30 protein-coding genes are annotated in these 26,971 nt (G+C 68.3%); 18 read left to right on the top strand and 12 right to left on the bottom strand.

Going from position 1 to position 26,971, the window contains the following annotated elements; all coding sequences use genetic code 11:
- Positions 1-58: 58 nt before the first annotated feature.
- From C566_RS0103665 to C566_RS0103655, 3 genes are read right to left on the bottom strand one after another with little or no spacing between them, the layout of a single operon-like run.
- A complete protein-coding gene (locus C566_RS0103665) occupies positions 59-1,003 on the bottom strand; it encodes a COX15/CtaA family protein (RefSeq protein WP_018772981.1) in 945 nt (314 codons plus the stop codon).
- 7 nt (positions 1,004-1,010) lie between these two features.
- Entirely contained in the window at positions 1,011-1,823 is an 813-nt protein-coding gene (locus C566_RS0103660) for an ABC transporter permease (RefSeq protein ID WP_018772980.1), read from the bottom strand.
- Positions 1,820-2,788 (bottom strand): ABC transporter ATP-binding protein, encoded by a 969-nt coding sequence (locus tag C566_RS0103655; RefSeq protein ID WP_018772979.1) that lies wholly within the window; start codon positions 2,786-2,788, stop codon positions 1,820-1,822. Before C566_RS0103655 ends, C566_RS0103660 begins: the two co-directional genes overlap by 4 nt.
- A gap of 115 nt (positions 2,789-2,903) precedes the next feature.
- Here C566_RS0103655 and C566_RS0103650 point away from each other — a divergent pair, with 115 nt between their 5' ends.
- From C566_RS0103650 to C566_RS0103620, 7 genes are all read left to right on the top strand, one after another.
- Positions 2,904-3,779 (top strand): helix-turn-helix transcriptional regulator, encoded by an 876-nt coding sequence (locus tag C566_RS0103650; protein ID WP_043466017.1) that lies wholly within the window; start codon positions 2,904-2,906, stop codon positions 3,777-3,779.
- Entirely contained in the window at positions 3,779-5,242 is a 1,464-nt protein-coding gene (gene sufB, locus C566_RS0103645; protein ID WP_018772977.1) for a Fe-S cluster assembly protein SufB, read from the top strand. Before C566_RS0103650 ends, sufB begins: the two co-directional genes overlap by 1 nt.
- Complete coding sequence (sufD, locus tag C566_RS0103640) at positions 5,242-6,528, top strand: Fe-S cluster assembly protein SufD (RefSeq protein ID WP_018772976.1); 1,287 nt, start codon at positions 5,242-5,244, stop codon at positions 6,526-6,528. The genes sufB and sufD overlap by 1 nt, the downstream gene beginning before the upstream one ends.
- A gap of 31 nt (positions 6,529-6,559) precedes the next feature.
- Complete coding sequence (locus tag C566_RS0103635) at positions 6,560-6,919, top strand: non-heme iron oxygenase ferredoxin subunit (RefSeq protein ID WP_018772975.1); 360 nt, start codon at positions 6,560-6,562, stop codon at positions 6,917-6,919.
- A gap of 88 nt (positions 6,920-7,007) precedes the next feature.
- Positions 7,008-7,805, top strand: coding sequence for a Fe-S cluster assembly ATPase SufC (sufC, locus tag C566_RS0103630; protein ID WP_018772974.1), 798 nt, complete (start codon positions 7,008-7,010; stop codon positions 7,803-7,805).
- A 13-nt stretch (positions 7,806-7,818) separates the two neighbouring features.
- Complete coding sequence (locus C566_RS0103625) at positions 7,819-8,151, top strand: metal-sulfur cluster assembly factor (RefSeq protein ID WP_018772973.1); 333 nt, start codon at positions 7,819-7,821, stop codon at positions 8,149-8,151.
- 209 nt (positions 8,152-8,360) lie between these two features.
- Positions 8,361-8,957, top strand: a complete 597-nt coding sequence (locus tag C566_RS0103620; RefSeq protein ID WP_018772972.1) for a hypothetical protein — start codon at positions 8,361-8,363, stop codon at positions 8,955-8,957.
- 30 nt (positions 8,958-8,987) lie between these two features.
- On the opposite strand, the gene ypfJ is transcribed toward C566_RS0103620, so the two are convergent.
- Entirely contained in the window at positions 8,988-9,875 is an 888-nt protein-coding gene (ypfJ, locus tag C566_RS0103615) for a KPN_02809 family neutral zinc metallopeptidase (protein ID WP_018772971.1), read from the bottom strand.
- 58 nt (positions 9,876-9,933) lie between these two features.
- Between ypfJ and C566_RS0103610 the strand changes: the two genes are divergently transcribed.
- Entirely contained in the window at positions 9,934-11,346 is a 1,413-nt protein-coding gene (locus C566_RS0103610; protein WP_026266344.1) for a class I adenylate-forming enzyme family protein, read from the top strand.
- Between the two features lie 40 nt (positions 11,347-11,386).
- Positions 11,387-12,595, top strand: a complete 1,209-nt coding sequence (locus C566_RS0103605; RefSeq protein ID WP_051082252.1) for a thiolase family protein — start codon at positions 11,387-11,389, stop codon at positions 12,593-12,595.
- A 496-nt stretch (positions 12,596-13,091) separates the two neighbouring features.
- Here the strand turns inward: C566_RS0103605 and C566_RS0103600 are convergent, their stop codons facing one another.
- From C566_RS0103600 to C566_RS0103590, 3 genes are read right to left on the bottom strand one after another with little or no spacing between them, the layout of a single operon-like run.
- The gene (locus C566_RS0103600) at positions 13,092-13,724 is read right to left on the bottom strand and encodes an energy-coupling factor transporter transmembrane component T family protein (protein WP_018772968.1); all 633 of its coding nucleotides are present in this window, start codon (positions 13,722-13,724) and stop codon (positions 13,092-13,094) included.
- Positions 13,721-14,470, bottom strand: coding sequence for an energy-coupling factor ABC transporter ATP-binding protein (locus C566_RS0103595; protein WP_018772967.1), 750 nt, complete (start codon positions 14,468-14,470; stop codon positions 13,721-13,723). The genes C566_RS0103600 and C566_RS0103595 overlap by 4 nt, the downstream gene beginning before the upstream one ends.
- Positions 14,467-15,114: a biotin transporter BioY gene (locus C566_RS0103590; RefSeq protein ID WP_018772966.1), complete on the bottom strand. Its 648-nt coding sequence runs from the start codon at positions 15,112-15,114 to the stop codon at positions 14,467-14,469. The genes C566_RS0103595 and C566_RS0103590 overlap by 4 nt, the downstream gene beginning before the upstream one ends.
- Before the next feature lie 315 nt (positions 15,115-15,429).
- Between C566_RS0103590 and C566_RS0103585 the strand changes: the two genes are divergently transcribed.
- A complete protein-coding gene (locus C566_RS0103585) occupies positions 15,430-17,028 on the top strand; it encodes an ABC-F family ATP-binding cassette domain-containing protein (RefSeq protein WP_018772965.1) in 1,599 nt (532 codons plus the stop codon).
- A 70-nt stretch (positions 17,029-17,098) separates the two neighbouring features.
- Here the strand turns inward: C566_RS0103585 and C566_RS0103580 are convergent, their stop codons facing one another.
- The 4 genes from C566_RS0103580 to C566_RS0103565 are packed head-to-tail and all read right to left on the bottom strand — an operon-like array spanning position 17,099 to position 19,200.
- On the bottom strand, positions 17,099-17,578 hold the full coding sequence (locus C566_RS0103580; protein WP_043465694.1) for a YbaK/EbsC family protein: 480 nt from the start codon (positions 17,576-17,578) through the stop codon (positions 17,099-17,101).
- A 3-nt stretch (positions 17,579-17,581) separates the two neighbouring features.
- Positions 17,582-18,460, bottom strand: coding sequence for an SURF1 family cytochrome oxidase biogenesis protein (locus tag C566_RS0103575; protein WP_018772963.1), 879 nt, complete (start codon positions 18,458-18,460; stop codon positions 17,582-17,584).
- Positions 18,461-18,754, bottom strand: a complete 294-nt coding sequence (locus C566_RS0103570; RefSeq protein WP_018772962.1) for a hypothetical protein — start codon at positions 18,752-18,754, stop codon at positions 18,461-18,463. It lies immediately after the preceding gene.
- Positions 18,751-19,200 (bottom strand): DUF3099 domain-containing protein, encoded by a 450-nt coding sequence (locus C566_RS0103565; RefSeq protein WP_026266342.1) that lies wholly within the window; start codon positions 19,198-19,200, stop codon positions 18,751-18,753. The genes C566_RS0103570 and C566_RS0103565 overlap by 4 nt, the downstream gene beginning before the upstream one ends.
- A 150-nt stretch (positions 19,201-19,350) precedes the next feature.
- On the opposite strand from C566_RS0103565, the gene fabG reads away from it, so the two are divergent.
- The 3 genes from fabG to C566_RS0103550 all read left to right on the top strand — a co-directional run bounded on the left by fabG (position 19,351) and on the right by C566_RS0103550 (position 21,684).
- Positions 19,351-20,076 carry a 3-oxoacyl-ACP reductase FabG gene (fabG, locus tag C566_RS0103560; RefSeq protein WP_018772960.1) on the top strand — a complete coding sequence of 242 codons (726 nt, stop codon included), beginning with the start codon at positions 19,351-19,353 and terminating at the stop codon, positions 20,074-20,076.
- A 230-nt stretch (positions 20,077-20,306) separates the two neighbouring features.
- A complete protein-coding gene (locus C566_RS0103555) occupies positions 20,307-20,726 on the top strand; it encodes an Hsp20/alpha crystallin family protein (protein ID WP_018772959.1) in 420 nt (139 codons plus the stop codon).
- A gap of 181 nt (positions 20,727-20,907) precedes the next feature.
- Positions 20,908-21,684: an SDR family oxidoreductase gene (locus tag C566_RS0103550; RefSeq protein ID WP_018772958.1), complete on the top strand. Its 777-nt coding sequence runs from the start codon at positions 20,908-20,910 to the stop codon at positions 21,682-21,684.
- 97 nt (positions 21,685-21,781) lie between these two features.
- On the opposite strand, the gene serB is transcribed toward C566_RS0103550, so the two are convergent.
- Complete coding sequence (gene serB / locus C566_RS0103545) at positions 21,782-22,663, bottom strand: phosphoserine phosphatase SerB (RefSeq protein ID WP_018772957.1); 882 nt, start codon at positions 22,661-22,663, stop codon at positions 21,782-21,784.
- A 132-nt stretch (positions 22,664-22,795) separates the two neighbouring features.
- Between serB and C566_RS0103540 the strand changes: the two genes are divergently transcribed.
- The 5 genes from C566_RS0103540 to C566_RS0103520 all read left to right on the top strand — a co-directional run bounded on the left by C566_RS0103540 (position 22,796) and on the right by C566_RS0103520 (position 26,891).
- Positions 22,796-23,581 carry an ABC transporter ATP-binding protein gene (locus tag C566_RS0103540; RefSeq protein ID WP_026266341.1) on the top strand — a complete coding sequence of 262 codons (786 nt, stop codon included), beginning with the start codon at positions 22,796-22,798 and terminating at the stop codon, positions 23,579-23,581.
- An 18-nt stretch (positions 23,582-23,599) separates the two neighbouring features.
- The gene (locus tag C566_RS0103535; RefSeq protein ID WP_018772955.1) at positions 23,600-24,385 is read left to right on the top strand and encodes a sulfite exporter TauE/SafE family protein; all 786 of its coding nucleotides are present in this window, start codon (positions 23,600-23,602) and stop codon (positions 24,383-24,385) included.
- Between the two features lie 34 nt (positions 24,386-24,419).
- A complete protein-coding gene (locus C566_RS0103530; RefSeq protein WP_018772954.1) occupies positions 24,420-25,229 on the top strand; it encodes a TrmH family RNA methyltransferase in 810 nt (269 codons plus the stop codon).
- 170 nt (positions 25,230-25,399) lie between these two features.
- Positions 25,400-25,657, top strand: coding sequence for a type B 50S ribosomal protein L31 (locus C566_RS0103525; protein WP_018772953.1), 258 nt, complete (start codon positions 25,400-25,402; stop codon positions 25,655-25,657).
- A 130-nt stretch (positions 25,658-25,787) separates the two neighbouring features.
- The gene (locus C566_RS0103520; RefSeq protein ID WP_018772952.1) at positions 25,788-26,891 is read left to right on the top strand and encodes a lipoate--protein ligase family protein; all 1,104 of its coding nucleotides are present in this window, start codon (positions 25,788-25,790) and stop codon (positions 26,889-26,891) included.
- The last annotated feature ends 80 nt before the right edge of the window (positions 26,892-26,971 follow it).

The raw sequence follows: 26,971 nt of genomic DNA, 5'->3' as shown, positions 1-26,971 counted from the left end.
CGGTAAGTGACCCCGCGATGCTTTGTTCAGGGGTGCTGCGGCTGATTAGTCCACCGGGTTAGTCCACCGGGCTGTAGCGGGCGAGGTCCGCGGCGTTGGTCGCTGCGCTCATCAGCAGCGCCGCCGCCAGCATGTGCGCGCCGACGAGCAGCGCCGGGATGCCGTTGTAGTACTGCGTAAAGCCGATAACGGCCTGCAGTACCGTGACGCCCAGGAGCATGAACACCGCGGAGCGGAACGGCCCCTGGATCCGGCCGCGGACCACAAGGACCAACGCGAACAGCGCGCCGGCGGTCACCAGGTAGGCGGGCGCAGCGTGGATGTGCGCGAACAGGTCCCAGTCGAGGTCGTTGCGCGGGGCGTTCGCGTCGCCGGCATGCGGGCCGGCGCCGGTCACCACCACGCCGAGGCAGACGGCGACGGCGGAGAGGACCGCGACGGCGGTCATCACCGGGCGGGCAGCCCCCGGCAGGGCGGGAAGCTGCACGGTCCGGGCCTTGCCCGTGCGCCCGTAGGCTCGGTTCACGAGGAGGGTCGCGAGGACCACGAGGGCCATGGACACGAGGAAGTGCAGGCCCACGACCCACGGGTTCAGCCCGGTCAGCACCGTGATGCCGCCGATGACGGCCTGGGCCGGGATGCTGGCGAGCAGGCCGAGGGCGAGCAGGAACAGGTCGCGGCGCTCCTTGCGGAGGTTCCACAGGTAGACCAGCATCATCACTGCGACGGCCGCCAGCGCAAACGTCAGGAGCCGGTTGCCGAATTCAATGATGCCGTGGATCCCCATTTCCGGGGTGGTGGCCAGGGACGCTTCCGTGCAGCGCGGCCAGGTGGGGCAGCCAAGGCCCGAGGCCGTCAGGCGGACGGCGCCGCCGGTCACCACCAGGACGATCTGGCCGATGAGGGACAGCACGGCGAGCCGCCTGATCGTCTTGTCGACGCGGACTGGCAGCCGGGAGGTGATTCCGGAGACAATCCGGGGAGTTCGTGACGCCGTGCTCACAGTTTTCTCAATTCCACTTGAACCAACGGGTTGCTGCGCCGCCGGCGATCGCCGTCCAGAGCAGCAGGACAAGCACGGCGGCACCATTGACGCTGCCGTACAGGAAAGCATCCCTCAGCGCCTGGCCCAGCGCGCCGGAGGGAAGGAAATGCACCACGGCCTGGGCCAGCGCCGGGAGCCGTTCGGCCGGGATCACGATTCCGCCCAGCGCGCCAAGCAGGATCCAGAGCAGGTTGGTGATAGCCAGGGTCGCCTCCGGCCGGACCGTCCCGGCGACCAGCAGCCCCAGTGCCGTGAAGGCGGCGGCGCCGAGGACCAGGATGGCCAGCCCGGGCAGCCAGCCCGCGGGGTTGGGCTGCCATCCCAGCACCACGGCCACCGCGGTCACGATGAGCACCTGAAGGAACAGCACCGCCAGGACGGCCAGAACCTTCCCCGCGATCAGGCCGGTGCGGCCCAAGGGCGTCGTGGACAGAAAGCGCAGCACGCCGTAGCGGCGGTCGAAGCCGGTGGAGATGCCCTGCCCCGTGAAGGCCGTAGACATGGCGCACAAGGCCAGGATGCCGGGAACGGCGACGTTGATGCGGGTCGCACCAAGCCCGTCCAGCAGCGGCGTCACGGTCAGGCCGACCATGGCCAGCAGCGGCAGCACGATCGCGAGGATCAGCTGCTCGCCGTTCCTGAGCATGGTGACGGTTTCGTACTGCCCCTGCAGCAGGATGCGGCGCAGCAGGGAAGCGGGGGCGCTGCCGTGCGCGGCAGGGGGCGCGCCGGCACGGCGCGCGCTCTCCAGCGGGGCGCCACCTGTTACGCGGGTCATCGGATCTCCCTTCCGGAGATGTCCAAAAAGACGTCCTCGAGGCTGCGCGCTTCAAGGCTCAGGGAGCTGGGCATGATCCCGCGCTGGGCCCACCACGCGGTGATCGCGGCAAGGTCGGCGGGGGTCAGGGCTCCGGTTACGGCATAACTCCCGGCCCGCGCCTCAGTGACGTCGACGCCGTCGGGCAGCACGCCGGCGAAGTCCAGGCCGGGTTCGGTTTCGAAGAGCAAGGTGCGGATGTGCTGCGACGTGTCGCCGGCGGGCAGCTGGTGGCGCAGGAGCTGGGCGACGGTGCCTTCGGCGACGTTGCGGCCGGCGTCGATGATGTAGACGTAGTCCGCGAGGCGTTGGGCGTCGTCCATGAGGTGCGTCGTCAGGATGATGCCCATGCCGCTGTTCCGCAGTTCGGAGATGAGATCGAAGACCATCTGGCGGGACTGCGGGTCCAGGCCCGCGCTGGGCTCGTCGAGGAACAGGACCTCCGGATTGCCGACCAGCGCCGCGGCCAGGGCGAGGCGCTGTTTCTGCCCGCCGGACAGGCGCCGCACGTTGGTGCGGCTGAAAGAGTCGATCCCCAGGCGTCCGATGAGTTCATCCACCGGCCAGGGGTCCTGGTACATGCCGGCGATGTGCCGCAGCAGGGGGATGGGCCGGGCCGACGGCGGCAGGCCGCCGTCCTGCAGCATCACCCCCACCCGGGCGCGGAGGCCCGCGCCGGCCGAATCCGGATCGTGGCCGAGTAGGCTGATGGCGCCGGCGGTGCGCTTTTGCAGCCCCTGGGCGCATTCGATGGTGGTGGTCTTGCCCGCGCCATTGGCGCCGAGCAGGGCCGTGACCTGGCCGCGTTCGGCGATGAGGGAGAGGCCGCTGACCACGCGCAGCATCTTGCCGTCGAGGGTGGGCAGTGGACCAACATCCTTGACAAGCCCGTTGATGGTCAGAACGGGGGATTCGGGAGATCGCACCACAGCATTCTACGCGATGTAGTACGCCGGCCCCCCGGAGGGGCTGGTCGCGCAGGCAAGCCATGCCTTACTGGAATGCCGGAGTAAATTACGACATGATTGTGTTGTGTATTCCATGACCCCCTCTGTGTCCGGAGCCGCTGCGTCCGCAGTCCCCTCCGGCCGCGGCGCCGCGCGCGTCGGGTCCGCCCGGGCACACGTGGCGGCCGTTCCGGACGTAGTTCCCGCGGCGGCCGGCACCCACACGCACGACGCCGAAGAGCGCACGCGTGACCGCGTCCTGAACGCGGTGCTGGAGCATGGACCCATCAGCGCAGCCGAACTCGGCGATCTTCTGGGCTTCACCCCGGCAGCCGTGCGCCGACACCTGGACCACCTCGCGCGCAGCGGAGTGATTGAGGTCAAGCGGGTTGCCCGCGCCGGTGCCGGCGCCGGACGGCCCGCCCGCCGCTACGTCCTGAGCTCCCAGGGCCAGTCGAACCTGGGCAACGACTACCTCGACATCGCCTCCGTGGCGCTGCGCCGCCTGGGCGAGGCGGCAGGCCCCGAGGCCGTGCGGCAGTTCGCCGTCGAGCGGTTCGCCGACATGGAGCGCCGCTACGCACCGGAGATCGAGCAGGCCGGACCGGACATCACCGCCCGCGCCCAGGCTCTCTCCGCGGCCCTGAGTCGCGACGGGTTCGTGGCCTCGGCGCAGTCGATCGAAGCCAAGGCCCCGCTCCCGGCCGCGCTCTCCAGCGTCCAGCTCTGTCAGGGGCACTGCCCCATCCAGCACCTGGCTGCCCAGTTCCCCGTGTTCTGCGACGTGGAGACCGAAGTGTTCTCCCGGCTGGTCGGCGTCGACGTGCGCCGGCTGTCCACTCTGGCGCGCGGCGGGCACGTCTGCACCACCCACATACCTACGGGCCGTCCGGCCGCCGTCGGGACTCCCAGTCCCGCAGCACCGGTCAACCCGGACGAAGTATCCAACCATCTCCAAGAAAGGCCGTGATGACGGACCAACTATCAGAGAAGAAGGTTGCTGACTCTACTGTGATTTCGGAGATTCTGGAAAAGAATCCCGAGCTCCACGGAATCGGCACCTATGAGTACGGCTGGGCCGACAAGAACGACGTCGGGGCCAACGCCCGGCGCGGCATCGATGAAGACGTTGTCCGCGATATTTCGGCTAAGAAGAACGAGCCGGAATGGATGCTCGACCTCCGGCTCAAGGGCCTGAAGTACTTCGACCGCAAGCCCATGCCCACCTGGGGCGCGGACCTGTCCGGCATCGACTTCGACAACATCAAGTACTTCGTGCGCTCCACCGAGAAGCAGGCCGCAACCTGGGAAGACCTGCCCGAGGACATCCGGAACACCTACGAGAAGCTGGGCATCCCGGAAGCCGAGCGCAGCCGCCTCGTCTCCGGCGTCGCCGCCCAGTACGAGTCTGAGGTGGTCTACCACCAGATCCGCGAGGACCTGGAACAGCAGGGCGTCATCTTCCTGGACACGGACACCGCGCTGCGCGAGCACCCGGAGATCTTCCAGGAGTACTTCGGCACCATCATCCCGGTGGGCGACAACAAGTTCGCGTCGCTGAATACGGCCGTCTGGTCCGGTGGTTCCTTCGTTTACGTGCCCAAGGGCGTCCACGTGGACATCCCGCTGCAGGCCTACTTCCGCATCAACACGGAAAACATGGGCCAGTTCGAGCGCACGCTGATCATCGCGGACGAGGACTCCTACGTCCACTACATCGAAGGCTGCACCGCGCCGATTTACACCTCGGACTCGCTGCACTCCGCCGTCGTGGAAATCATCGTGAAGAAGGGCGCCCGCGTCCGCTACACGACCATCCAGAACTGGTCCACCAACGTGTACAACCTGGTCACCAAGCGCGCCATCTGCGAAGAGGGCGCCACCATGGAGTGGATCGATGGCAACATCGGCTCCAAGGTCACCATGAAGTACCCGGCCGTCTACCTCGTGGGCGAAGGCGCCAAGGGCGAGACCCTGTCCATCGCGTTCGCCGGCGAAGGCCAGCACCAGGACACCGGCTCCAAGATGGTCCACATCGCGCCCAACACCAAGAGCTCGATCATCTCCAAGTCCGTGGCCCGCGGCGGCGGCCGTGCCGCCTACCGCGGCCTGGTCCAGGTCCGCGAAGGCGCCAAGCACTCGGCCAACACGGTCCGCTGCGACGCGCTCCTGGTGGACACCATCAGCCGGTCTGACACCTACCCGTACATCGACATCCGCGAGGACGACGTCACGATGGGCCACGAGGCCACGGTCTCGCGGGTCAGCGAAGAGCAGTTGTTCTACCTGATGTCCCGCGGCATGCGCGAAGACGAGGCCATGGCGATGATCGTCCGCGGCTTCATCGAGCCGATTGCCCGCGAACTGCCGATGGAATACGCCCTCGAGCTGAACCGACTGATTGAACTGCAGATGGAAGGATCGGTCGGTTAATGACTGACATCACTACTGAAAAGGCCCGCATCGGCGCGCCCTCAGCCCAGCCGTTTATCAACGGCTTCACCGAGGAAGGCGAAAGCCTCTCACCGCTGAACGCCGCTGAGTCCAAGGCGCCGCTGGCCGGCGAAGCCGTCAAGCGCCACTCGCACGGCGGCGGCGTCGGCGTACCGGACAGCTCACGCGCCGGCCGCCTGACGTCGTACAAGCTGGCGGACTTCAAACCGCTGACCGGCATGGAGGAGGACTGGCGCTTCACCCCGCTCAAGCGCCTCCGCGGCCTGCACACGGAGGTCCTAACCGGTGCGGCACCGGCCGTGAGCGTCACCGCTCCGGACAGCGTCAAGGTCGAGACCGTCGGCCGTGACGACCGCCGGATCGGCTCCGCCGCCATCCCCGAGGACCGCGTCTCCGCGAACGCCTGGGAGAACTTCACCGAGGCCACCGTCATCACGGTCCCGTCCGAGGTCCAGGTGGACGGCGAGGTCAGCGTGCTGCTGACCGGCCAGGGCACCGACGCTTCGGCGCAGCACGTCGTGATCGTCGCGGAAAAGTTCTCCAAGTCCGTCGTCGTCCTGGACCACCAGGGCACCGCCGTCGTCTCGGAAAACATTGAAATCCTCGTTGAGGACGGCGCGCAGCTGACCGTCATCTCGCTCCAGGAATGGAACGACGACGCCGTACACGCCTCCTCCCAGCAGGCGAAGCTCGGCCGCGACGCGAAGTTCAAGCACATCGTGGTCAGCCTCGGCGGCGACCTCGTGCGCGTCACGCCCTCGGCACGCTTCACCGCCCCGGGCGCCGAAGTGGAATTGTTCGGCCTGTACTTCGCCGACGCCGGCCAGCACCTCGAGCAGCGCCTGTTCGTGGACCACGCCGTGGCCAACTGCAAGTCCAACGTCCTGTACAAGGGCGCCCTGCAGGGCCGTAACGCGCACACCGTGTGGGTCGGTGACGTTCTGATCCGCAAGGAAGCAGAAGGCACCGACACCTACGAGGCCAACCGCAACCTGGTCCTGACCGACGGTGCCCGCGCCGATTCCGTGCCGAACCTTGAGATCGAGACCGGCCTGATCGCCGGCGCCGGCCACGCCAGCGCCACCGGACGATTCGATGACCAGCACCTGTTCTACCTGATGGCCCGTGGCATCCCGGAAGAGGTGGCCCGCCGCCTGGTGGTCCGCGGGTTCCTGAACGAGATCATCCAGAAGATCAACGTTCCGGCCATCGAAGAGCGCCTCACGGAAGCCGTCGAGCGCGAACTCGCGGCGACCAACCACTAGTGCCCAGCACTAGAGAACACGGACTACATCAATGACTGAACAGCCAAAGGGCGAGCTGGTCTGCAACGCCAGCGAGATCCAACTCAAGCAGGCGCTGCGGATCCTCATCGACGACTACCCGGTAGCGATCGTGAAGGACTCGATGGGGGAGATCCACGCCATCGGCGACACCTGCTCACACGCGGACATCTCCCTCTCCGAAGGGGAGGTCGAAGGCTGCAAGATCGAGTGCTGGGGCCACGGATCCCAGTTCGACCTGCGCAGCGGCGAGCCGCTCCAGCTGCCAGCCTATGATCCTGTTCCCGTGTTTGCCGTGACAGTCGTGGATGACGAGGTCTACGTGGACTTCACCAACGTCCTGAACGGCGCCGAGGCTCCAACCTTCAGCTAGCTGCCTGCAGCCGGCAACCCGCACAAGAAAACTTATCGCCAAGAAAACGCACAGTGCCGAGGGCACGGTGCAGAGGAGAACAAGACACATGTCGACTCTTGAGATCAAGGACCTGCACGTCAGCATTGACACCGAGCAGGGCACCAAGGAAATCCTGAAGGGCGTCAGCCTGACCATCAGGACCGGCGAGACGCACGCCATCATGGGCCCCAACGGTTCCGGCAAGTCCACGCTGGCGTCCACCATCGCCGGACACCCGCGCTATAAGGTCACCTCCGGCACGATCACCCTCGACGGTGAAGACGTCCTCGCCATGAGCGTCGACGAGCGTGCCCGCGCCGGCCTGTTCCTTGCCATGCAATACCCCGTCGAGGTCCCGGGCGTGAGCATGACCAACTTCCTGCGCACTGCCAAGACCGCGATCGACGGCGAAGCCCCCAAGCTGCGCACGTGGACCAAGGACGTCAAGGCTGCCATGGCGCAGCTGCGCATCGACGCCGACTTCACCCAGCGCAACGTCAACGAAGGCTTCTCCGGCGGCGAGAAGAAGCGCGTCGAGATCCTCCAGCTCGAGCTCTTCAAGCCGAAGTTCGCCATCCTCGACGAGACCGACTCCGGCCTGGACGTCGACGCGCTCAAGGTTGTCTCCGAGGGCGTCAACCGCGCCCACGGCGAAGGCAACATGGGCACCCTGCTCATCACGCACTACACCCGGATCCTGCGCTACATCAAGCCGGACTTCGTGCACGTGTTCGTCGATGGCCAGGTTGTGGAAGAGGGCGGCCCGGAGCTCGCCGACCGCCTCGAAGACGAAGGCTACGACCGCTACGCCACCGGCGCAGGGGCGGCCACCATCGCTGCCGCCTCGGCGGCAGCCCAGGCGTAGTTAGGACTCCGCAATGACCGAACTCAATGTGGCCCGCACGGGCCTCGAGGATGTCGAAGAGGCGCTCAAGGATGTGATCGACCCGGAACTCGGGGTCAACATCGTTGACCTGGGCCTGCTGTACGGTCTGAAGTACTCGGACGACGACGGCGCGCTGCTCATCGACATGACGCTCACCACCGCCGCCTGCCCGCTCACCGACGTGATCGAGGAGCAGGTCGGCAAGGCCCTGGACGGGATCGTCGACGACTGGCGGCTCAACTGGGTGTGGATGCCGCCATGGGGTCCGGAACGGATCACCGAGGACGGCCGCGACCAGATGCGCGCCCTGGGCTTCAACATCTAGATCCGCACACATAGCAGGACCGCACGGCGGGCCGGCATGGCCCGGACCGTGTACGACGGCGGCCCCACCTCATTGAGGTGGGGCCGCCGTCGTCATTTCGTTCCGGTGTTCCCGCCGCCGTTCCCATATGGTCCTGGCGGTGGTCTGATAAAGACAACGGCTCCACACGCTTCGGGCCGGGCACGCCGTCGAACAGGAGGCACACGGATATGGATGCCACTCCACCGCCGCGGCCTTCCGGTGCCAGCGGGGACTTCGTGGTTGTCGAGGACAGCGGCGAGTTCTCCTACTACCGCTCCCGGGAAGCCCTCCTGGCCGACTTCGAATATGTCGGCGAAGCTCCGTGCATCCTTGACCGCGGCGCCACCACGTACCGGCTGGAGCTGGACAAGAACCGCCACCTGCGCCTGGGACCGCCCCTGGGATCCGTGGAGTTCCACTGGCTGCGCCAGGCCCTCGCCGAGGCACGCGACGTGCATCCCGAGTCTCACCGGCTGCAACGTGTTGATCCCGTCGGGCTCGCCGGGCTCGTGGCCGGCCTGTTCGAAACGCTGCAGCTGGAGCGCGGAACCGACGTCGAGCTGGGGCTTTGGAGCCTGAACATCGACGGTCTGGCCACGCGGCGCAATGCGCTGGCCGACGTCGACCGCCTCCTGGCCGGAAACAACCGGCTGGACACGGTCCTGGTGACCGACCCGTTCGGGCACCAGTACCGCCCGGTGTGGCATCCCAAGCACCGGCACCTGGGCCATGCCGGATTCTTCAGCTATGTCGAGGTCCCTGCCCGGCGCCGGCCCCGCGGGTGAGGGCACGGGATTGGGGCTGGAGCGCTGGGGCTAGGGCGTTGCCACCGCGAACGTGTCGCACTTGTTGATGTCCCCGGTGGTGTACCCCTGGTAGAACCACTTCTGCCGCTGGGCACTTGATCCGTGGGTCCATGCCTCCGGTGAGACGCGGCCCGTGGCGGCCTTCTGGATGCGGTCATCGCCGACGGCCGAGGCCGCCGACAGGGCGTCCTTCACATCCTGGTCAGTGAAGGGTTCGAGGTAGGGCTGGCCGGTCTTGGGATCTGCCTGCGTCGTTGCATAGTGGGCCCACAGCCCTGCGTAGCAGTCGGCCTGGAGCTCAACCCGGACACCTCCGGAACCGGGGCCCTGGGGGTCCTGTTGTGCCCGGTCGAGGTCGCCAAGCAGGTTCTGGACGTGGTGGCCGAATTCGTGGGCCACCACATATTCCTGCGCCAGGGGGCCGCCGGAGGAGCCAAACCGGTCCACGAGTTCCTGGAAGAAGCCGGGATCGAAGTACGCCGTGGTGTCGACGGGGCAGTAGAACGGCCCCACGTCCGATGTGGCGGCGCCGCAGCCGGTGTTGGTTCCGCCGGCGAAGATCACCGCCTTCGGCCGCGGGTACTTGGTGTTGTACTGGGCCAGATAGGCCGGCCAGAAGGCGTTCAGGCTGTTGACCGTGCCGGTGATCCTGCAGTCGAGGCGGGCGTCGGCGTCGGCGCCGGTCTGGCAGGCGGGGGCAGAGCCCTGGCTCTGCGTCTGGGGGTCCTGGACGGTGCCGGCCAGACCCTCGAGAAGCTGGGGATTGATGCCAAAGAGGGCTGCCAGCAGGAGGATGATGCCGCCGCCGATCCCGCCGCCGATCATCGGGCCGCGGCCCATCCCGCGGCGGTCCTGGACCTGCGACGGATCCAGCGGGGCGTTGTCGTTAAAGCTCATGGAGTCACAATATCCCGCACAGGCCGCGGCCGCGGCCAGCAACGGTAAAGTTGGTTCGATGCCTTATCTCGACAGACTCCAGCGCTGGGCCGATGACCGTCCCGACGAGACAGCCGTCGTCGTTGCCGGAGAACACCTCAGCTGGTCCGGCCTGCGGGACGCAGCGGCAGCCCTGGTGCCCGCGGCTCCCGCCATCACCGTCCTGTCCGAACAAAATTCAACCCGCTTCGCCGTAGCGTTCGCCGCGGCCATCGCTGGTGAGCGGCAGTGCGCCGTGCTGGACCCGGCCTGGCCGCAGCAACTCCAGGACGGCATCACCGCCCGCATCGCCGGGACGGAGACGGGGCCGGCGCATGCACTTCCCGGGCTGGGGACCGAGCTGGTTGACGGGCCGCCTGACACCTCGTTCCTGATCGGCCTGACGTCCGGCACCACCTCGGTGCCCAAGGCGTTCACCCGCTCGCGGCGGTCTTGGCAGGAATCGTTCGAGGCCTCCATCGAGTTCTTTGGACTGACGCAGGACGACAAGTCTTTGGCTCCCGGCCCGCTCGCGGCAAGCCTGAACCTCTATGCCCTCGCCGAATGCCTGTATGCCGGCGCGGAGTTCCACAGCCTGGACCACTTCGACGTCGGCGCCGCCCACGCGGCCGTCAGCCACGACGGCATCACCCGCCTGGTCCTGGTGCCCACCATGCTCCGGCTGCTCAGCGAGCGGGGCCTGGCCGGCGGGGTCGATGCCTCCGGCATCCGCAGCATCATCTGCGCCGGTTCCAAGCTGGATGCCCGGACGCTGGAGGCGGCCCGGCGCTGGGCCCCCAACGCAACCATTTTTGAGTACTACGGCGCCTCCGAGCTCAGCTTCGTCTCGGGCGCCGGGTTGCGTCCGGGCGAGCCCGTTGAGCCGGGCGGCACCGGCATCGGGAAGCCATTTCCCGGCGTCGCTATCCGCATCCTCGACGACGGCGGCGCGGATCTCCCGGACGGCAGCGACGGCAACATCTGCGTCCGCAGCGGCATGGTCAGCAACGGCTACCTGTGGGGTGACGACGGCCAGGCGCTGCGCTGCTTCGACGGCTGGTACACCGTGGGCGACCAGGGCTACCTCTCCGGCGGGACCCTGCACATGCTCGGCCGCCGCTCCGACATGATCATCACCGCCGGCACCAACGTCTACCCGCATGAGGTGGAGATGGCGCTGGCCTCCGTCCCGGGCGTCGCGGCGGCCGTGGCGGCCGGCATGGTTGACGATCTCCGCGGCCAGCGCGTCGTGGCCGGCGTCGTGCCCTCACACGGGGCGGTCACCGCCACCCAGCTGCGGTCCGGGATCGACGATGTGCTGGCACGGAACAAGCGACCCCTGGAGTATTTCGTGCTGACGGAGCTGCCCCTGACGGACCGGGGCAAAATCAGCCGGCAGCTGCTGCTGGACTGGGTAGCCCGGAACGATCCCAGGATCCGGCGTCTTGGCTGAGCCGCGCGCGGGCACGGCGCCGACACCACCCGGGCGGCCGATCCCCGGGCTGTCCTTCCCCGGGCTGCTGCCGGAGGACAGGCAGCCGGTGATCATTGCCGCGCGCCGGACACCGCTGTGCCGGGCCAACGGGGCCCTGAAGAAGCTCCGCGCCCACGAACTCCTGGCTCCGGTGCTCCGCAGCCTGCTCTCCGGTGCCGGTGCCGGTGCCGGCCCCGCGCCGGGCTCCGTGACCGACGTCGTGATCGGCAACGCCGTGGGCGGCGGCGGAAACGTGGCCCGGCTCGCCGCGCTGGAGGCCGGCCTGCCCGTCACCGTCCCCGGCGTCACCGTGGACCGCCAATGTGGCTCTGGTCTGGACGCGATCGTCCTGGCCTCCCGGCTGGTCGCGGCGGGCGGCGGCGGCCTGTACCTCGCAGGCGGCGTGGAGAGCATCAGCACGGCTCCGCTCCGGGCGCACCGCAACGAAGACGGCAGCCCGGACTTTTACAGCCGGGCCCAGTTTGCCCCGCTGAGCTTCGGCGACCCCGACATGGGCGTGGCGGCCGAGAACGTCGCCGGCCGCTTCGGCATCAGCCGGGAACGCCAGGACGCCTTCGCGCTCCGCAGCCACCACCGTGCCCTCGCTGCAGCGGCGGCCGGGAAGTTCGACGGCGAAATCGTACCCCTCACCGCCGGCCCCGGGGCGTCCGCGGCAGCCGACGACGGGCCGCGGCCGAGCCTTGGCGCGGCCCTGATGGCCCGTTTCCCGCCCGTTTTTGCCAGCAGCGGCACGGTCACGGCGGGGAACTCCTGCTTCGACGCCGACGGTGCCGCCGCCGTCGTCATGACGTCCCTGGAACGGGCCCGGCAGCTGGGCGCCGCGGACGGGCTGCTGGTCCTGGGAACCGACACCGCCGGGGTGGCGCCGCAGTTGCTGGGCATTGGCGCGGCCGCGGCGGCCGAACGGCTCTTGGCGGCACACGGCCTGACGGCCGCGGACGTGGGCCTGGTGGAATTCAACGAGGCCTTCGCCGCCCAGACGCTCGCGTGCTTTGACCAGTTGGGAATCGACCCGGAGCGGGCCAACCTCGACGGCGGCGCCCTGGCCCTCGGCCACGCCTATGGAGCCTCGGGCGCGGTCCTGGTCACCCGGCTGCTGGCCCAGGCCCGCAGGTCCCCGGAGCCAGGGCAGCTTGCCTTGGCGATGATCAGCATCGCAGGCGGCATGGGCACGGCCGCACTGCTGGGCTACGCGCGCCTCACGTAACCCCCCGCCGGGGGACATGCCCATGCCCGGCGCCGGCGGGGGACATGCCCAGTCCCTGGCGTGAGGAGTGGACATTTGGGCCACATGTCCACTGACTGCGGGCAGGGGAGGGCATGCCCATCTGCCCGATGCGGACATCCCCTGCCCCGGCACCAGGTAAGCGACATGTCCATGCAAGCCACCGGAAGGGGACATGCCCAGTCCCTGGCGCGAGGAGTGGACATATCGGCCACATGTCCACTGGCTGCGGCCAACGGAGGGGAGGCCCATTTGCCCAGTGCGGACATGCCCTGCCCTGGCACTAGGTAAGCGACATGTCCAGGCCGGGCGCAGGGGAAAGGACATGCCCGTGCCCGGAGCCGGAGGAGGACATGTCCAGTCCTCGGCGTGAGGAGTGGACATATCGGCCATATGTCCACTGGCTGCGGCCACGGGAGGGCATGTCTAGTTACCGACCCCGCGTGGGAGCAAGACCGCGGGAACGGGGCCAGTCTGCCTAGTCCTCCGGGTCCTCCGGCTCGCCCAGTCCACGGGCGGCGAGGGCTTCGCCGGTCTGCCGGGCGAAGGCCACCGTGCTGATGAAGACGGGCAACACAAGAGCCCGCGGGTTGCGTTCGAGTCCGCGGGCCCGGGCGGAGTCGCGCACGTCCGTGTAGGCCTGGGCAACGAACGGGATGCTGCGGAGCATGATGGCGATGGTCAGGGCGAAGCGTTCCGGGTCCGCACCGAAGCGCCGGAACGGCCGGGCCAGCGAGGCCACACCGTCGAGGAGTGCCTGCACAGGGGTGGTGGCGGTCAGGATTGAGGCCGCGACGACGCAGACCAGGACGTTCAGCACGATCCGGGCGGCGGTCGGTGCGCCCAGCTGCCACCACTGGAAGAGCCCGATCGCCACGAGAACCGGAAGGACCGGACGCACCGCGCGAAACAGCCGGGCAGGGCCGGCCCCGCTGAGCAGGAACAGCCCGCAGAGCAGCACCAGCATGGCGGCCGACACGGCCCAGTCTGCGATCAGGAACGACGTCATTCCACACCCAACGACCAGCAGGAATTTCAGCCACAGCGGCGCCCGGTGGACCAGGGACGTGCCCGGCACATACGCCGCCAGCAGGAAGCCGTGGCCGCTCACGCCTGCTCCAGCCGGCCGCCCGCAGGTCCGCCGGCCGAGGGCAAACCCGCCGCGCTCAGGGCGCGGTAATGCGCGACGGCGGCCGCCGGTTCGCCGTCGAACACCACCTTCCCGGCGTCCACCACCAGGACGCGGTCCATGTCCCGGGCCAGGTCAAGGTCGTGGGTGGACAGAATCACCTGCTGGCGGAGCCCGGCGAGGGTGCGCCGCAGGAGTTCGCGGTTGCGCAGGTCCAGCAGCGTGGACGGCTCGTCCAGGACCAGCACCTCCGGCTCGACGGCCAGGACCGCGGCCAGCGCCAGGAGCTGGCGTTCGCCGCCGGAGAGCTCGTAGATGCTCTGGTCCGCCAGCGGCAGGAGGCCGAACCGTTCCAGCACCGACTCCGCGTGGACCCGGCGCTCAGTAGCGTTGCGGATGGAGCGGCGCAAGGACAGTTCCACATCCTCGCGTCCGGTGGGCATGACGAGCTGGGAGAGCGGATCGGTGAAGACAAAGCCCACCCGGCGGCGGACCTCCCGGACGGCCCGGACAGTATCGGCGCCGTCGATTCTCACGGTGCCGCCGCTGGGTGCCACGAGCCCATTCAGGAGCCGCAGGAGGGTGGACTTGCCCGAGCCGTTGGCCCCGATAACCCCGATCCGCCGTTCCGTGAGGTCGAGCGAGAGCTCCTGGAGCAGCGTCTTGGGGGCGGGGCGGCCGTCGACCGGCACCCGCACCGAAACCCGGTCCAGGACGATGATGCTCACGGGCGGGGGTCAACCGTCCGGACGCGGCGCAGCAGCAGGTCCGGGAAGGCCTTGTGCAGGGCCAAGGCGATGCTGACGGCCAGGACGTTCTTGATGATGTCGCCGGGGTAGAACACGAGATCGGCCAGGAAGGCTTTGGAGAAGTCCAGCTTGGCGTTGACCATCATGCCCAGGATGCCCAGGCCGTGGATGAAGATGATGCTGCTCAGCATGGCGGCGGCGAACAGGAGGATGGCGCGCAGCCTGCCGGTGCGGTGGGCGGTGCGTTTGAGGACGACGACGGTCAGCCAGCCGACGGCCGTGGCGGCCAGCAGGAACCCGATGATGTAGCCGGCGGAGGGGCCGGCGAGCACACCCAGGCCGCTGCGGCCGCCGCTGAAGATCGGCAGGCCCGCAAAGCCTAGAAGCATGTAAAGGCCGACGGCGGCGAAGGCCCGGCCCGGGCCGAGGGCCAGCCCCGTGAGCATGACGGCGAGGGTCTGCAGCGTGATGGGGACACCGAGCCCGCCGACGGGGATGGCGGCGATCAGGGCAGAAGCGGCCACAAGGGCGGCGAAGACGGCGATGAGGCCAAGGTCGGTGGCATTCCAGCGGCCCCGGCGGCGCGGGGTCCTGGCTGTGGCGGGACGGTCGGTTTGCGTCATGATGTTCCTGTCGGGGTGCTGCGGCGGAAATATGGACTGTGATATTGACTGTACGGTCGCGGCGGGGACGGTTTTTTGTAGGCGCCCCACTAACCGGCGGCCCGGAAGCTGGAGGGCGCCGCCAATGAACACTGCCAGCGGGCCGGACCAGCATCGCGCCGGCGGCTGGCCACTGCCAAAGGTGCCCATGTCATGGAGCCGGGGCAGTGCCGGTAGACTTGGGGAGGCCGTGCTCTCGCACCGCCCTGCCCCGGCCCCGCCCAGACTCCACCCGTTGTGCCGCGGCATTCCCTGTTGTGAAAGGCCTTAGCTGCATTGATTACCGTCCAGGATCTCGAACTGCGCGCCGGCGCCCGCCTCCTCATGGACCAGGTGAGCTTCCGGATCGACAAGGGAGACAAGATCGGTCTGGTCGGCCGTAACGGTGCAGGCAAGACAACGCTGACCCGGGTGCTCGCGGGCGAGGGCCTGCCCGCCGCCGGCAAGGTAACCCGCAGCGGCGAAATCGGCTACCTGCCGCAGGATCCGCGCACCCCGGACATGGAGCAGCTCGCGCGGGACCGGATCCTGTCCGTCCGCGGCCTGGACATTGCCGTGGGCAAGCTCCGTGTGGCGCACGAAGAGATGGCCAGCGATGACCCCGCGGTCCAGCGCAAGGCGATGAACCGCTATGACCGGCTGGAATCCGAGTTCCTGGCCGCCGGCGGCTACGCCGCGGAAGCCGAGGCGGCAGCGATCTGCTCGAACCTCGCCCTGCCGGACCGGCTGCTGAACCAGCCGCTCAAGACCCTGTCCGGTGGACAGCGGCGCCGCGTGGAGCTGGCGCGCATCCTGTACTCGGATGCCGAAACCATGCTCCTCGATGAGCCCACTAACCACCTCGACGCCGATTCCATCTCCTGGCTTCGCGAGTTCCTCAAGAATCACCAGGGCGGGCTGATCGTCATCAGCCACGACACCGAGCTGCTTGAAGCGACCGTCAACAAGGTCTTCCTCCTCGATCCCAACCGCGCCCAGATCGACTTCTACAACATGGACTGGAAGCGCTACCTCACGCAGCGTGAAACGGACGAGCGCGCCCGCAAGCGTGAGCGGGCCAACGCGGAGAAGAAGGCCCAGGTCCTCATCGACCAGGCCAACAAAATGCGCGCCAAGGCCACCAAGGCCGTCGCCGCCCAGAACATGGCCAAGCGTGCCGAACGCCTGCTCGGCGGCCTCGAAGCCGTGCGCGCGACCGACCGCGTGGCAGCACTGCGCTTCCCGGATCCGTCACCCTGCGGCAAGACCCCGCTCACCGCGGACGGCCTCAGCAAGTCCTACGGCTCGCTGGAGATCTTCACCGACGTCGACCTTGCCATCGACCGCGGTTCCAAGGTGGTCATCCTGGGCCTCAACGGCGCCGGCAAGACCACGCTGCTGCGGATGCTGGCCGGCGTCGACAAGCCGGACACCGGCGAAGTCGTTGCGGGCCACGGCCTGAAGGTGGGCTACTACGCGCAGGAGCACGAGACGCTCGACGTGGACCGCACCGTCCTGCAGAACATGCGCTCCTCCGCCCCGGACATGAACGACGCGGAAGTCCGCAACATCCTGGGCTCGTTCCTGTTCTCCGGCGACGACGTCGACAAGCCCGCCGGTGTGCTCTCCGGCGGCGAGAAGACCCGGCTGGCGCTGGCCACCATCGTGGCCTCGAGCGCAAACGTGCTGCTCCTCGATGAGCCCACCAACAACCTCGACCCCGCCAGCCGCGCGGAAATCCTCGGGGCCCTGAGCAACTACACCGGCGCCGTCGTCCTAGTGAGCCACGATGAGGGCGCCGTCGAGGCGCTCAACCCGGAGCGCGTTGTCCTGCTTCCCGACGGCATCGAGGACCACTGGAACGAAGACTACCTGGACCTCATCACGCTGGCGTAAGCCACCGAGCTGACTCGCAGCAAAGGCCGTCGTGAGCGCTCACGACGGCCTTTGCTGCGAGTCAGTCGGGTCAGCGGACCGGCATCTCTTCCGCGCCCGTGATCCGGTGCAGGTCCTCGTAGCTGATGGAGAACATCGAGTTGTGGTCCCCTGCCCCTGCCCAGAGCACGCGGTGGGCCGACAGCGACTCGTCCAGCAGGGTCCGGATCTTCTCCGGGTGGCCTACCGGGGCGACCCCGCCTACCTCCTGGCCGGTGTGCGCCAGGACGAACTCGGGGGAGGCCCGGCGGATCTTGCCCGCGCCCAGCCGGTCCGCGACCTTGCGGACGTCCACCTTGGCCGCGCCGCTGGCCAGGATGAGCAGCGGGGTGCCCTCGAGGTCGAACACCAGGCTGTTGGTGATCGCCGCGACGTCGCAGCCCAGCGCGGCGGCCGCTGCTGCCGCCGTCGGGACTTTTGAATCGAACACTGTGACGGTGTCGTGGGCGCCGAGGGCGGTAAGGGCACGCTTGACGTTTGCCACCGGTCGGGGATATGCCTCAGGGCTCATGGTTTAGAACCCCTGGGCGTCGAGGATGGCGTCTTCCTCTTCTTCCGCTGTCGCGTTCTTGCGCTTGCGCGGAGCGGGGCGGCGCCGCACGGCCGGGCCGCTGGAGTGCAGGAATCCGCCGGCCGCAGCCTCGGCTTCGGCGTCCTCCGCGTCGATCGCGGCGTTGCGGGCCTGCTGCCTGGCCGCGTAGCCGAACCCGACGAACATCAGCACGCCGAACGCGAACCACTGCAGGGAGTAGGACAGGTGGGTGCCTTCATCGGTGGTCGGCTTGGGGAACGGGAACGGCATGTCCTGCACCGACGGCGACTCTGATGCCAGCTGTCCGTAGGCGCCCGTCAGCAGCGGGTAGCCCAGCTGCGCGGAATAGGCGGCGAGGTCGATCGAGGCCAGCTGGCCGTCAGGGGCGCCGCGCTGCAGCTCGGGCTCGGCCGGCTTGAGGCGGGCGACCACCGTCACCGGACCCTGCGGCGGGGCCGGCACCGAGTCGGGCCGTCCCGGCGTGTTGTTGCCGATGGGCAGCCAGCCGCGGTCGATCACCACGGTTTCGCCGGTCTGGAGCTTGAAGGGAACCACCACCTCGTAGCCGGGCTGGCCGTTGAGCGGCCGGTTGCGGACGATGCGCTGGCCGGCGGCGTCGTAGCTGCCCTTCAGTTCCACCTGGGTCCACTCGCGCTCCGGGTCCAGCCGGCTGAACTCGTCCCGGACCCCGGCGAACGGCACAGGGGTGGCCGAGTAGTTGGAGACCACCCGGTTGATTTCGGCCAGGGTCTCGGCGCGGCGGTCCATCTGCCACCGGCCCAGCCCAACGCAGCCGGCAGCGAAGACCGCGGCCAGCAACAAGTACCCCAGCCATTTACTGGAGAAGAGAAAGCGGTACATTCAGCCGATCCTGCCTGACGGGTCGAGCGGGGCGGTCGCTCCGGGGAGGGGGACGGTCTCGGCGCCGAGGACCACAGTCTCTTTCCACAGGCCGCGCGTCTGGAGGTAGTCCTCAAGCCAGGCCCGGTGCTCACCGCACGCCAGCCAGATCTTGCGCCGCTCCGGGGTGTGGATCTTGGGATTGTTCCACAGCAGCTGCCATTCGGCCGCCGCGCGGCAGGCTTTCCGCGAGCAGACGGTGCCGGGGGCCGCGGCGGTGTCGCCACCGGTCCCGGCCAGGTCAAAGAGGTTCATGAAGCTGCCCGTCCGTGGTCGTCGTCGTTCTCATCTTCGATCAGCTCACCTTGCAGCAGCGTCCCCGCGCCGTCTGCGCCGTCATCGATATCCTGCCCGGCCGGCTCTGCGGTGTCCGGGGCGTCCAGCTCTGCGAGCGGAGCGTAGTCCAGGAGCGAGTCGCTGTGGATTTCCGCCTTGTCGCTGCCGTTGGCGATCACCACGGCCACCCAGGGCAGGAAGACGGCGCCGGCAATCGGCAGGAGCTTGAACCAGCCATCCACGACAAAAATCAGGATCAGGCAGACCATGCGGATGCCCATGGCGACGGCGTACTTGACCATCCGCTGGTGCATCTCGTCCGAGTGGGCAGCAGCGGCGTCGGTGATGCTGTGCACCTCGGTACCGCCGGACTCGGAGTCCGGCCTCCCGGGTACATGCGCACCGGGTCGGTTTTTGAGTGTCACGGCTGTCAGATCACGCTCCCAAGGCTTACTTCGATTCTCTCACCATCGGCGGAGCCGCCCAAACGGAAGCGAACCGGGCGCTAAGATCGGAGGCAGGAAAAATCCAGCCCCCAGCGCGGCCCTCCCTGCCGCAGAATCCCGGAGCCCCATATGACTGACACATCCACCACCGGCCGCAGCGTTCTGATCACCGGCGGAAACCGCGGGATCGGCCTGGCCATCGCCGAGTCCTTCCTGGCCAACGGCGACAAAGTGGCCGTGACCTTCCGCAGTGAATCGTCGCTGCCGGAGGGTATCCTCGGCGTCAAGGCGGACGTCACGGACGAAGCTTCGGTTGACGCTGCGTTCGCGGAAGTCGAAGCCGCGCACGGCCCGGTGGAAGTACTCGTGGCCAACGCCGGCATCACCAAGGACACGCTCCTGATGCGCATGAGCGAAGACGACTTCACCTCGGTGATCGACACGAACCTCACGGGCGCCTTCCGGGTCATCAAGCGCGCATCCAAGGGCATGATCCGGGCGCGCAAGGGCCGTGTGGTGCTGATTTCCTCCGTCTCCGGCCTGTACGGCGCGCCGGGCCAGATCAACTACTCTGCCTCGAAGGCAGGCCTGGTGGGCATCGCCCGGTCGCTCACCCGCGAGCTCGGCGGGCGCGGGATCACCGCGAATGTGGTCGCGCCCGGATTCATCAACACCGACATGACGGCCGAGCTGCCCGAGGCCACGCAGAAGGACTACCTGACGAAGGTTCCCGCCGGCCGCTTCGCCGAGGCCTCCGAGGTCGCCAACGTCGTGCGCTGGATCGCAAGCGACGAGGCGTCCTACATTTCCGGCGCGGTCATCCCGGTCGACGGCGGCCTCGGAATGGGCCACTAGCCCGGACCACGCCGGAGCCCTCCTGACATAGCGGATAGAACACAACGGACGACGGCGGCTTCCGCCGTCGTCCGTTGTGTTCTATCCGCCGCAACGGCAACCGGCGACAAAGGGACCCGCAGTTTTCCGCGCCGGGCCTTTTTGCCCTTGGCTCCGGGGCTTCGGGAGCGTGTAATGGGCTCACAGCCCCTGACCATGCCGTGGCAGGGGCGTGGACGCAGGAGGAAATCATGAGTGATCTCAGCAAATGGACGCCCTCGGACATGCTGGAACCGGTCCGCCGCTTCCTTGACGGTGATCTGTCCATAGCGCCAGGGATCAAGATCGAACAGTTCCAGGAGGGCACCACCCTGGTGGTGCGGGCGGAAGTGCCGGGCATCGACCCGGACCGGGACGTCGACGTCTCGGTCGGCGAGGGCGTGCTCAATATTGCGGTGGAGCGGCGGGAGTCGTCCGAGCACAAGAGCAAGGACGGTTACCGCTCGGAGTTCCGCTACGGCCGGGCCGCCCGGAGCATTGCGCTGCCCGCGGGGGTGAGGGAAGAAGACATCACCGCCACGTACAAGGACGGCGTCCTGGAAGTCCGCGCACCGGCACCCAAGGTTGTGACCGGCGAAGCGACGACGAAGATCCGGATCGACCGCGGCTGACCCGGTCGCCGCCACGTTCCCGCCATGGCTCCTAACGGCCGCGGCGCCTTTCCGGCACGGCACGGCGGAACTACACTGCCGGGGCTTCTTTGTGGATGCTGAACAACTGTAATGGCGTGATCCGCTGGCATGATGGATTGCAGACCCACAGTATTTGGACGTTTGGAACAAAGGAGCTCGTATGGGACTGCTGGAGAACAAGACAGCGATCGTGACCGGTTCGTCGCGCGGAATCGGCGCCGAAGTGGCCAAAATTCTCGCCGCCGAGGGTGCGGCCGTCGTCGTCAACTACCGCCAGAAGGCGCCGCGCGCCAACAAGGTTGTCGCCGAGATCGAAGCCGACGGCGGCCGTGCTGCGGCCGTCGGGGCGGACCTGACCACCCAGGAAGGCGTCCAGGCCCTGGCCAGCGCCGCGATGGAGAACTTCGGCTCGCTCGACCTCCTGGTCCTCAACGCCTCCGGCGGCATGGAGACCGGCATGGAAGAGGGCTACGCCCTGAAGCTGAACCGCGACGCCCAGGTGAACATGCTCAACGCCGCCGTCGCGCTCATGCCTGAAGGCTCGCGCGTGGTCTTCGTGACCAGCCACCAGGCCCACTTCATCGACACGGTGCCCACCATGCCCGAGTACGAGCCCGTGGCCCGCAGCAAGCGGGCCGGCGAGGACGCACTCCGCGCCCTCGTCCCGAGCCTGGCGGACAAGGGGATCACCCTCGTGGTGGTCTCCGGCGACATGATCGAGGGCACCGTCACTGCCACCCTGCTTGACCGGTCCAACCCCGGCGCCATCGAGGCCCGCCGTGCAGAAGCCGGCAAGCTGTACTCGGTCAAGGAGTTTGCCGCGGAGGTCGCCAAGATGGCCTCGGCCGACGTCGAAACCGGCCACACCGAATACGTCGGCGGTGCGGATTATTTCGGTAAGACCGCAGAGCAGGCAGCGGACACGAGCTCCAGCTAGGGACAGGCCGCCAAGCGCCGGAATGGCGCGTCGAGAAGGCACGTCCCGGCAATGTTTTCACTAAGCATTGCCGGGACGTGCCTTCTCGGTTAATGCATCAGACTCCCGCGATGTACCGCACGGCGTCGAGATAGGGAAGGTTGACGGCGGCGTCCGCGGCAGCCCGGACGGCCGGCTTCGCGTTGAAGGCGATGCCGATCCCGGCCGCGCCCAGCATGTCGAGGTCATTGGCGCCATCGCCCACGGCGATGGTGTGTTCCATCGGGATGCCCTCGGCCGCGGCCCATTCGCGCAGGTACTTCTCCTTGGCCGCCCGGTCGATCACGTCGCCGAGCACCTTCCCGGTCAGTGCGCCGTCGACGATTTCGAGTTCGTTGGCGATCCAGTAGTGCAGACCCAGGTCTTCGGCGATCGGCCGGAGGATCTGGTTGAAACCGCCGGACACGACGGCCACGGCATGGCCGGCGGACTGGAACGCCGCCACCAGCTCGGCGGCGCCCTCGGTCAGCCTGACCTCGGAGCGGACCGACTCGACGACGTCCGCGGGCAGCCCTGCGAGGACCGCCACCCGGGCGTGCAGGCTCTGGGCGAAGTCCAGCTCCCCGCGCATGGCCGCCTCGGTCACCGCCGTCACCTCCTCGCGCTTGCCGGCGTAGGCGGCCAGGAGCTCGATTACCTCCTGCTGGATGAGGGTGGAGTCCACGTCCATGATGAGGAACTTCCGCGGCGCGCTGCGCAATGCTGCCGGTACCAGCGCCGTGTCGACGCCCTCGATGCCGGCGGCCGCCAGCGCGCGGCGCGCACCGTCCAAGCGGGCATCCAGCGCGCAGTCCGCCGCATACACCTCGAAGCGGGCGTCGCCGGTGCGGGTTTCCGCCCCGACGCCCAACCCGGCGGCCGTCAGGAGCGAACGCAGCCGCTGGATGTCGGGAAGGGACAGTTTCAGGCCGTAGCTCACTGCGGTCACGTTCGAACTCATGGCCTCAATCCTAGCGAGCGGGCGGCGGGCGGCCCGAATTCGTTGCGCCCCGGCAGGCGCCGCGTGACGCTCCACGGCAGGGCGCGGCGCCGGTTATCAGTCGTCCGCTTTTTTGTCCTAGTGTCTACTCCTATGAGTGATGTTCTTGAAATGGCCGGGGTCAGTGTTGTACGCGGGGCAAAGACGCTCCTGGACAAGGTCGACTGGCAGGTCAAGGAGGGCGAACGCTGGGTGATCCTGGGCCCCAACGGCGCCGGCAAGACCACACTCCTCCAGCTGGCCGCGGCCCGCATCCACCCGACGTCCGGAATGGCGGGCATCCTCGAGGAAGTCCTCGGCGCCGTCGACGTCTTCGAGCTCCGCCCCCGGATCGGCCTGTCCTCCGCTGCGCTGGCCAGCCAGATCCCCGAGCACGAAAAGGTCCTCAACGTGGTGGTCACCGCCGCGTACGGCGTGACCGGCCGCTGGCGCGAGGGCTACGAGAAGGACGACGAGCGGCGCGCCTTCGGGCTGCTGAACGAGTGGGGGATGGGCCCGCTGCTCAACCGTCCCTTCGCCTCGCTTTCCGAAGGGGAGCGCAAGCGCGTCCAGATTGCCCGCGCCCTCATGACCGATCCCGAGCTCCTGCTCCTGGACGAGCCGGCCGCGGGGCTCGACCTCGGCGGCCGCGAGGACCTGGTCCAGCGCCTGAGCGAACTCGCCCGCGACGACGCCGCCCCGGCGATCGTCCTGGTCACCCACCACCTCGAAGAAGTGCCGCCGGGCTTCACGCACGCGATGCTCATGCGCGACGGCGGCGTGGTGGCCTCCGGCCCGCTGCCGGAGGTCCTCACGGCGGAAAACCTGAGTGAAACGTTTGGCCTGCCGCTGGACGTCAGCGTCAACGCGGGCCGGTACACCGCGACCGCCAGCCGCTGACGGGGCCGCTGACCGCGCGTGGAGCTCCTCAATAGCGCCCTCATTTTCTTCGCCGGGCTGTGGGCGGGCACCATCAACAGCGTCGTCGGATCCGGCACCCTGGTCACGTTCCCGGTGCTGATCGCCCTCGGCTACGCCCCCGTCACGGCCTCCATCAGCAACGCCATGGGGCTCGTGGCCGGCAACGCCACCGGCGCCTGGGGCTACCGGAAGGAACTCGAAGGCCGCGGCAAGCAGCTGCTCCGGCTCCTGCCGGCCTCGCTGCTGGGTGCCGTCACCGGGGCCTACCTGCTCCTGCACCTGCCCGAGAAGGTCTTCTACTACGCCGCCCCCGTCCTGATCGTGCTGGCCCTGCTGATGGTGGTGTTCCAGCCGCGGCTGCAGCGGTGGGTGAGGAACCGCGAGGAGAACCCCGAGCACGCGATCAGGGACCGCCGCCACAGTGTCCTGCTGGTGGTGCTGGTGTACCTCGCCGGCGTCTATGGCGGCTACTTCGTCGCGGCCCAGGGCATCCTGCTGGTCGGCATCCTGGGCGTGTTCATGACCGGGACCATCCAGAACGCCAACGCGATGAAGAACTTCCTGGTCCTGGGCGTGAACGTGGTGGCCGCCGCCTCCTACCTCCTGTTCGCCTTCGACCGGATCGACTGGGGCGTGGTCGGGCTGATCGCCGTCAGCTCCCTGATCGGCGGCGTGATTGGCTCCAAGGTGGGGCGCCGGCTCTCCCCGGCGGTCCTGCGCGGGGTCATCTTCACCCTGGGCCTGGTGGCACTGGGATTCATGATCGCCAACCTGTTCAAATAGCCCCTTCCAACAGCCTCACAGGAATGACCTGCCCGTGACCTTTCACTTTCTCGAATCCGCCGACGACCCGCGGGTTGCGGACTACACGCAGCTCACGGACGTGCACCTGCGCAAAGTCCGGGAACCCGCCGAGGGCCTGTACATCGCCGAGTCCTCCCGCGTCCTGCGCCGGGCCCTGGCCGCCGGGCACCGGCCGCGGTCCTTCTTCCTGGCCGAGAAGTGGGCCGGGGACCTCGCCGATGTCTTTGAGCAGTTCCCGGACGTCCCGGCCTACATCGGCTCCGCGGCGCTGCTGGAGGAAATCACCGGCTTCCACCTGCACCGCGGCGCCATGGCCGCCATGCACCGGCCCGCCCCGGTGCCGCTGGCGGACCTCCTCGCCGGAGCCCGCCGGGTTGCGGTGCTGGAGGACATCGTGGACCACACAAACGTCGGGGCCATTTTCCGTTCGGCCGCAGCCCTGGGCGTGGACGCCGTCCTGGTCTCGCCGCGCTGCGGGGATCCGCTCTACCGCCGCAGCGTGCGGGTCAGCATGGGCACCGTATTCCAGGTGCCGTGGGCCCGGCTGGAGGACTGGGCGGAAGGCCTGGCCGTCCTGCAGCAGCAGGGCTTCACCGTCGCGGCCATGGAACTGACGGATGACGCGGTGGACCTCGACGTGCTCGCAGCCCGCCGCCCGGAGCGGCTGGCCCTGGTGCTGGGCACGGAAGGCGCGGGCATGAGCGAAGGAACCCTGGCCGCCGTCGACCTCGCCGTGAAGATCCCGATGCGCCCGGGCGTCGATTCGCTCAACGTCGCCGCGGCGTCGGCGGTGGCGTTCTGGGAGCTCCGCCCGAAGGACTGAGGCGACCTGGATCGTGCGGCGGCCGCGCCGCGCTGACGTGCGCCAACGGTGTTCGTCAGCGGTCCGGGGATCGGCTATGATTGATAGCTGGCCGTCCGGTGCTTTCCGCCGGCCATCCCATTCATACCTGGCAACTGGCAAAATCCAGTTGTGCGAACAAAGGTCCAATTATGAAGTCTAATACTCACCCGAAGTACGAAGCTGTTGTTTTCAACGACCTGGCTTCCGGCGTCAAGTTCCTGACCAAGTCCACCGTGTCTTCTTCGAAGACCATCGAGTGGGAAGACGGCAACACCTACCCGGTCATCGACGTCGAAATCTCCTCTGAGTCCCACCCGTTCTACACGGGCAAGCAGCGCATCATGGACTCCGCAGGCCGCGTCGAGCGCTTCAACGCTCGCTTCAAGGGCTTCGGCGGCAAGAAGTAACCTTCTTCCCCCAGGTCTTATGGAAAGCCCGCACCGGCAACGGTGCGGGCTTTCTGCGTCTCTGCTGCTGTTCCGGCTAACCGGGTTCCGGTTTCCCGGGTTCCCTGCCGCATGCGGCAGGATGGAGGTCATGACTTCCCATCCCGCCGCCACCACTCCCAGCACCGACGACGACGGCGGCCGCCACCACGGCGAGTACAAGGTCCCGGGTGGCAAGCTCGTGGTCGCCGACTTCGACGTCGTCGATGGCGTCCTGGCCAACGTCTCACTGAGCGGGGACTTCTTCCTCGAACCCGACGAGGCGCTCCCGGAGATCAACCGGGCGCTCACCGGGCTGCCCATGGACGCCAGCGCCGCGGATATCGCGGACGCCGTGACGGCGGCGCTGCCCGAAGGCACCGTGCTGTTCGGCTTTTCCGCCGACGCCGTCGCCGTCACCGTCCGCCGCGCCCTGGCGAAGGCCACCGGCTGGGCGGACCACCACTGGAACATCATCGCCCCGTCCGTCCTGCCCACCCACGTCAACGTCGCCCTGGATGAGGTCCTGACCGAGGAAGTGGGCGCCGGGCGGCGCAATCCCACCCTGCGGTTCTGGGACTGGGAGGAGCCCTCCGTGGTGATCGGCAGCTTCCAGTCAGTCCGCAACGAACTCCATCCCGAAGGCGTGGCCCGGCACGGCATCAGCGTGGTCCGGCGGATCAGCGGCGGGGGAGCGATGTTCATGGAGGCCGGGAACTGCATCACCTACTCGCTGTACCTCCCGCAGACCCTCGTGGACGGCATCAGCTTTGCTGACTCCTACCGTTTCCTGGACGCCTGGGTGATGGCGGCCCTGGAAAAGGTCGGCATCAGCGCCTTCTACGTGCCGCTCAATGACATCGCCACCGAGCACGGCAAGATCGGCGGGGCCGCGCAGAAGCGGCTCGCCAACGGCGGGATGCTGCACCACGTCACCATGAGCTACGACATCGACGCCGAGAAGATGGTGGAGGTGCTGCGGATCGGCAAGGAGAAACTGTCCGACAAAGGCACCAGGAGCGCCAAGAAGCGCGTCGATCCGCTCCGCCGCCAGACCGGCCTGGCCCGCGCCGAAATCGTTGCAGCGATGATGGACGTCTTCGCCGAACGCTACGGCGCAACTCCCTCGGTCCTCACCGACGCCGAGCTGGAGGCAGCCCGCCGCCGCGTGGAGACCAAGTTCGGCACCACGGAGTGGCTGCACAGGGTTCCCTAGCGGCCCGTTCCCTAACGGCCCTTCCCCTAGCGGCCCCTCGCCTCGCAAGCTCGGCCAGGGAACCCTGCCGGCGTGGGCCC

It is taken from the genome of Arthrobacter sp. 131MFCol6.1, assembly GCF_000374925.1.
Taxonomy (GTDB): Bacteria; Actinomycetota; Actinomycetes; order Actinomycetales; family Micrococcaceae; genus Arthrobacter.
Note: the sequence above shows the minus strand (reverse complement) of the source record. Positions and strands in the feature narration are given on the sequence as shown.

Excerpts from the sequence above, each read along its gene's own strand:
- C566_RS0103660 (WP_018772980.1), bottom strand. The coding sequence starts at position 1,823 with ATGACCCGCGTAACAGGTGGCGCCCCGCTGGAGAGCGCGCGCCGTGCC.
- C566_RS0103650 (WP_043466017.1), top strand. The coding sequence starts at position 2,904 with ATGACCCCCTCTGTGTCCGGAGCCGCTGCGTCCGCAGTCCCCTCCGGC.
- sufB (WP_018772977.1), top strand. The coding sequence starts at position 3,779 with ATGACGGACCAACTATCAGAGAAGAAGGTTGCTGACTCTACTGTGATT.
- sufD (WP_018772976.1), top strand. The coding sequence starts at position 5,242 with ATGACTGACATCACTACTGAAAAGGCCCGCATCGGCGCGCCCTCAGCC.
- C566_RS0103635 (WP_018772975.1), top strand. The coding sequence starts at position 6,560 with ATGACTGAACAGCCAAAGGGCGAGCTGGTCTGCAACGCCAGCGAGATC.
- sufC (WP_018772974.1), top strand. The coding sequence starts at position 7,008 with ATGTCGACTCTTGAGATCAAGGACCTGCACGTCAGCATTGACACCGAG.
- C566_RS0103625 (WP_018772973.1), top strand. The coding sequence starts at position 7,819 with ATGACCGAACTCAATGTGGCCCGCACGGGCCTCGAGGATGTCGAAGAG.
- C566_RS0103620 (WP_018772972.1), top strand. The coding sequence starts at position 8,361 with ATGGATGCCACTCCACCGCCGCGGCCTTCCGGTGCCAGCGGGGACTTC.
- ypfJ (WP_018772971.1), bottom strand. The coding sequence starts at position 9,875 with ATGAGCTTTAACGACAACGCCCCGCTGGATCCGTCGCAGGTCCAGGAC.
- C566_RS0103610 (WP_026266344.1), top strand. The coding sequence starts at position 9,934 with ATGCCTTATCTCGACAGACTCCAGCGCTGGGCCGATGACCGTCCCGAC.
- C566_RS0103590 (WP_018772966.1), bottom strand. The coding sequence starts at position 15,114 with ATGACGCAAACCGACCGTCCCGCCACAGCCAGGACCCCGCGCCGCCGG.
- C566_RS0103580 (WP_043465694.1), bottom strand. The coding sequence starts at position 17,578 with ATGAGCCCTGAGGCATATCCCCGACCGGTGGCAAACGTCAAGCGTGCC.
- C566_RS0103575 (WP_018772963.1), bottom strand. The coding sequence starts at position 18,460 with ATGTACCGCTTTCTCTTCTCCAGTAAATGGCTGGGGTACTTGTTGCTG.
- C566_RS0103570 (WP_018772962.1), bottom strand. The coding sequence starts at position 18,754 with ATGAACCTCTTTGACCTGGCCGGGACCGGTGGCGACACCGCCGCGGCC.
- fabG (WP_018772960.1), top strand. The coding sequence starts at position 19,351 with ATGACTGACACATCCACCACCGGCCGCAGCGTTCTGATCACCGGCGGA.
- C566_RS0103555 (WP_018772959.1), top strand. The coding sequence starts at position 20,307 with ATGAGTGATCTCAGCAAATGGACGCCCTCGGACATGCTGGAACCGGTC.
- C566_RS0103550 (WP_018772958.1), top strand. The coding sequence starts at position 20,908 with ATGGGACTGCTGGAGAACAAGACAGCGATCGTGACCGGTTCGTCGCGC.
- serB (WP_018772957.1), bottom strand. The coding sequence starts at position 22,663 with ATGAGTTCGAACGTGACCGCAGTGAGCTACGGCCTGAAACTGTCCCTT.
- C566_RS0103540 (WP_026266341.1), top strand. The coding sequence starts at position 22,796 with ATGAGTGATGTTCTTGAAATGGCCGGGGTCAGTGTTGTACGCGGGGCA.
- C566_RS0103525 (WP_018772953.1), top strand. The coding sequence starts at position 25,400 with ATGAAGTCTAATACTCACCCGAAGTACGAAGCTGTTGTTTTCAACGAC.
- C566_RS0103520 (WP_018772952.1), top strand. The coding sequence starts at position 25,788 with ATGACTTCCCATCCCGCCGCCACCACTCCCAGCACCGACGACGACGGC.